General features: G+C 69.7%; 3 protein-coding genes. 1 reads left to right on the top strand and 2 read right to left on the bottom strand.

Annotated features, from left to right (window positions below):
- Nucleotides 1-534: pentapeptide repeat-containing protein (locus I71_RS13870; RefSeq protein ID WP_042695445.1), on the top strand; the 534-nt coding region annotated here is incomplete at its 5' end.
- Between the two features lie 15 nt (nucleotides 535-549).
- On the opposite strand, the gene I71_RS13865 is transcribed toward I71_RS13870, so the two are convergent.
- Together I71_RS13865 and I71_RS13860 are read right to left on the bottom strand one after the other, a co-directional pair.
- Nucleotides 550-744, bottom strand: coding sequence for a hypothetical protein (locus I71_RS13865; RefSeq protein ID WP_042695443.1), 195 nt, complete (start codon nucleotides 742-744; stop codon nucleotides 550-552).
- A 5-nt stretch (nucleotides 745-749) separates the two neighbouring features.
- The gene (locus tag I71_RS13860) at nucleotides 750-2645 is read right to left on the bottom strand and encodes a ferrous iron transporter B (protein ID WP_042695444.1); all 1896 of its coding nucleotides are present in this window, start codon (nucleotides 2643-2645) and stop codon (nucleotides 750-752) included.
- Nucleotides 2646-2669: the final 24 nt, after the last annotated feature.

The following is a 2669-nucleotide window of genomic DNA, read 5'->3' as shown; positions in this document are numbered from 1 at the left end:
GGCGGGACGTTGGTCGGCGGTGGCGAGGAGGAGCGGGCGAGCGTCGTCGACGGATGCACGCTCGGCCCCCGCATCGTCTGCCCCAATCTGGATCTGCGGCATCGCAATTTGCGCGGGCTGTCGTTGGCCGGAGCCGATCTTCACGGCGCCAACCTGATGCGGGCCGACCTGCGCAAGGCGGACCTGCGTGGCGCGGACCTGACCGGCGCCATTCTGGATGGGGCCGACCTGCGCACCGCCTTCCTTCAGGGTGCCCGCCTGTCCGGTGCACGGTTGCGCGGTGCCAATCTGGAATTCGCCCGCGCCACCGGCGCCGACTTCACCGGCAGCGATCTGACCGCCGCCAATCTGGAGGCGATCCGCGCCGACAAGATCAATCTAGCCGGCGCCAGTCTGGAGGGCGCCAACCTTCAGGAGGCGAAGATGGCCCTGTCCAACCTGTCCGGTGCCAACATGGAGGGAGCCAAGCTGCGCTTCGCCATCTTCCAGGACTCGCTGATGACCGGCTGCCGGTCCTGCCCAACCGGCTGGTGACGGTGCTGGGGACCGTCAGCAGTGCCGGCTGCGCTTCGGCCCCGCCGCCTCGCAGCCGCAGCAGCCCCCGCCGCAGCCGCCGGTGCGGATGGGCTCCGGCCGTCCGGCCAGCCGGCGCAGGCGGTTGCGCAGGCCGGCCGGCAGCAGGATGGTCCAGGCGACCCAGGCGAAGGCGGCGGCGACGATCAGTCCGACGATAAGGCTTTCCATCGGGTTCATCCTCCCAGCAGGGCGCTGGACAGCCGGAATGTGACGAAGGCCGCGCCATAGGCGAGCACGGTCATGTAGGCGATCATCACCAGCATCCAGAACCAGCTGTTGGTCTCCCGCTTCACCACCGACAGGGTGGAGACGCATTGCGGGGCGAACACGAACCAAGCCAGCAGGGACAGCGCGGTCGGCAGGCTCCAGTCGGCCGCCAGAACCCCGGCCAGCGAGCCGGACAGCGCGTCCCCCGTCTCGCTCAGTGCATAGACGGTGCCTAGCGCCGCGACCGCCACCTCGCGCGCCGCCATGCCCGGCACCAGGGCAATGGCGATCTGCCAGGTGAAGCCGATGGGGGCGAGCAGCGGCGCCAGTGCATGGCCGAGCATCCCGGCGAAGCTGTAGTCGATGGCTGGACCGGTCGCTCCGTCCGGCGCCGCCGGGAAGCTGCCGAGGAACCACAGCAGGATCATGATTGCGAAGATCACGGTGCCGGCGCGGGCCAGGAAGATGCGCGCCCGCTCCAGCAGCCCCAGCAGGATGTCGCGCGGGCTGGGCAGCCGGTAGGACGGCAGCTCCATCAGCAGCGGCTCGCGCGCACCCTTGAAGATCGTGCGCTTCAGCACGAAGGCGACCGCCAGCGCCGACAGGATGCCGGCGGCGTAGAGGGTGAACATCACCAGCCCCTGCAGCCCGATCATCCCGCCGGCCACGCTCCGGTTGGGAACGAAGGCGGCGATGATCAGCGTGTAGACCGGCAGCCTGGCCGAGCAGGTCATCAGCGGCGCGATCATGATGGTGGCCAGCCGGTCGGCACGATTCTCGATGGTGCGGGCGGCCATGATGCCGGGGACGGCACAGGCGAAGCTGGACAGCAGCGGGATGAAGGCCCGGCCATGCAGCCCGACCCCGCCCATCAGCCGGTCGAGCAGGAAGGCCGCCCGCGCCATGTAACCGGTCGATTCCAGCATCAGGATGAAGAAGAACAGCACCAGGATCTGCGGCAGGAAGATCAGCACGCTGCCCACCCCGGCGATGATGCCGTCGGTCAGCAGGCTTTTCAGCATGCCGTCGGGCAGCGCGGCGCCGGCGGCCACCTGCACCCAGCCCAGCCCCTTGTCGATCATGTCCATCGGCATGGCGGCCCAGGCGAAGACTGCCTGGAACATCAGGAACAGCACCAGGAACAGGAAGGGCAGTCCGATGGCCGGATGCAGCAGGGCTGCGTCGATGCGCCGGGTGGCGAGGGAGGGTTTCCCGGCATCGCGGAGTGCCGCGGCCAGGATGCCTTCCACCTCCTGGTGATAGGCCCGCAGGTCATGGGCCGACGGTTCGCTCCAGCCGCAGGGGGAGGGGCCGCAAGGTGCCGGGGCGAGGTCGGCCGTCATCGCCACGAGGCTGCGCTCGATCTGGTCGAGCAGCCCGACGATGCCGGTGCGCCTGATCGCCACCGTCGGCACCACCGGCACGCCCAGCGCCGCCGACAGGGCCGCCGCATCGACGCGGCAGCCGCGGGCCTCCGCCACGTCCATCATGTTGAGCGCGAGGATGATCGGCCGGCCGAGCTTCTTCAACTCAAGCACCAGCCGCAGGTGCAGGCGCAAATTGGTGGCGTCGGCGACGCAGACCATCACATCGGGCGGCGCCTCATGGCGGAAGCGGCCCAGCACGACGTCGCGCGTCACCTCCTCGTCGGGGGATCGGGCGCGCAGGCTGTAGGTTCCGGGCAAATCGACGAACTGCACGCGGGTGCCGGCCGGGCTGACGCAGTCGCCGATTTTGCGCTCGACCGTGACGCCGGGATAGTTCGCCACCTTCTGCCGGGCACCGGTCAGGGCGTTGAACAGGCCGGTCTTGCCGCAGTTGGGGTTGCCGACCAGGGCGATGCGCGGCGGAACNGCGGCAATGGTCGGGGTGGAGAGGACGGTATC

It is taken from the genome of Azospirillum sp. B506 (assembly GCF_000333595.1).
GTDB lineage: Bacteria > Pseudomonadota > Alphaproteobacteria > Azospirillales > Azospirillaceae > Azospirillum.
The sequence above is the reverse complement of the archived record's forward strand: the minus strand, read 5'-3'. Positions and strand labels throughout refer to the sequence as shown.

Coding starts and splice junctions, on each gene's coding strand:
- I71_RS13865 (WP_042695443.1), bottom strand. CDS start 744: ATGGAAAGCCTTATCGTCGGACTGATCGTCGCCGCCGCCTTCGCCTGG.